This is a genomic window from Polaromonas sp. P1_G2 (assembly GCF_056405515.1).
On the sequence record NZ_JBFUBY010000447.1, the window covers coordinates 1 to 2,197 of the forward strand.

General features: G+C 56.0%; 1 protein-coding gene. It reads right to left on the minus strand.

Annotation, left to right across the window (positions count from 1 at the left end; translation table 11 throughout):
* The coding region (locus AC1D0P_RS25000; RefSeq protein WP_477679202.1) for a calcium-binding protein at positions 1-2,197 on the minus strand (2,197 nt) is incomplete at both ends.

Here is a 2,197-nt window from a genome sequence, read left to right on the forward strand (position 1 = left end):
ATGTAGTCATCTCCGTGGTATTGCCCGGCCAGGTAGTTGGCATTTCCTATCAGGCCGCCTGTGTCCGCATAAATTTCGTCGTTCCCCGCTCCGCCGATCAAGGTATCCGAACCCCCGCCGCCCCACAAGAAGTCGTTGCCTTCTCCGCCATCTACATAGTCGTCACCATGGTATTCACCGGCAAGCTCTGATCCCCCGGCGTCGCCAGACAACATGTCGTCGCCATCTCCGCCATAGAGGGTGTCATTGCCTCCATCGCCCCAGAGATGGTCGTCGCCGCCTTCCCCGTCCAGGTAATCGTCACCATGGTATTGACCGGCGAGCGCTGATTCCGAGGCATCGCCCTGAAGTTCATCGTTTCCATCCCCGCCATAGAGCGTGTCCTTGCCGCCATTGCCCCAAAGATGATCGTCGCCATCTTCTCCGTCGAGGTAATCATTGCCGTGGTATTCGCCAGCTAACTGCGATGCAAAGGCGTCGCCCCACAAAGAATCGTTGCCGGCACCGCCAAACAACGAATCGTCTTTTCCATATCCCAGAATGACGTCATTGCCATCCCCGCCATCCAGAAAGTCGTTACCGTGATCATTAGCCAAAGTAGTGGCATGGCTCCCAGACGCATTGACTCCATCCCCATACAGCGCATCGTCACCCGACCCGCCTTCAATAATGTCATCGCCTGCCAAACCCCAGAGCTGGTCGTTGCCCGCACCGCCTTCAATACGGTCACCGCCGCGGCCGGCAAACACCACGTCGTTGCCGTCGCCAGCGTCAATCACATCGGACGCGTCATCCGATGTTCCGGCCACGCCTACATTGGCCAGCGTCGGGCTCCAACCGTGCGTCCGCACCGTTTGCGGTGCCATCAGGTCCCCGGCACCAAAAATAAAGTCATTGCCGTCGCCGCCGTTCAGCGTGTCGCTGCCCGCACCGCCGATGATCACATCATCGCCAGCGTCGCCGTTGATCTCGTCGTTGCCGGCGCCGCCGTCCAATGCATCATTTCCGCCCTTCCCGCTTATCTTGTCGTTGCCGGTGCTGCCCGCGATCACATCGTTGAAGTCTTCCTCCGCTTCGCCATCGATCACCTGGCCGTCCGCCGCCCACTCGGTGCTCGCGTAGTAGTCAAGGGTGACCCCGTTTTCGACCGTGCTGCCGAGGAAGCGGCCATGTTGGTCGCCGAGGAAAGTTTTGGTGGTTTCACCGATGTCCGTGAGGTTTATGGCCCAGACATTGGAAGTGGCGCTCCGCCCTTCTCCCTGATAACTTACGCTTAGGCTACCCGAGACGTCATTTGCGACGTCACCCTCCTGAACAAGTGCAAAAGACACATCTGTTTGCCCCTCGGCCAAAGTAATAACCGCCCCATCGGCATTAACAACCCTATCGCCCAGAATTACCTTGAATTTGTCAGAAATTCCGACCAGATTCAAAGTGACCGTCTCGCCTGCCTTGGCCGGCATATCCAGGTAAGTGGTAAATTGCCTTCCGCCCCCCTGGAGAATATTTGACAGCTTGCCCAGCAGGCTGGTGATGACGAAACCCAGGTCGGACCAGAGGTTAGATCCCGTTCCATCCGTGACTGCAATTCTCGGATTTGGATCAAGTTTTATTCCTAAATACCCGGCGGAGGTAAAAGCTTGCGACAGATCAAAATTGTTCACCGTGACGGTGTTAGTAATGTCGCCTTGCTTGCTAATAACAAGTTGTTTACCCGTCGTTGACGCGGTGTTGTCAACTACCTGGTATTGAATGATCTGGCCAGAGGAGAGCTCTTCGGCCCACGTACCGTGCACGTTGGCTCTACCACCACTCAGAGAAATTCCGTCGATACTAAGAGTGCCACGACCATCGCTATCGATGATCGTATCTTTGCCGAAATTACCTGAGAATCTATAGGTGTCATAGCCCGTGCCCCCCACCAGGATGTCATTGTCATTGTCACCATTCAGAGTGTCGTCACCTGCGTTCCCTTCGAGGTAGTCGGCTCCACCCTTGCCATAGATGAAGTCATTGCCACCTCCGCCATATATATGGTCATCCTTTCCCGCACCCGAAAGTTCCTCGGCATCGCTTCCCCCAAAAATAACCCGTTTGGCTTCAAGCACGGCTTGGGCGCTAGCATTGGTATTGGCCACACTAAATAGGGTTGAGGTGGCGGCATCGCTGTAGGCGACGGCTTGGAAAATACCTGGAC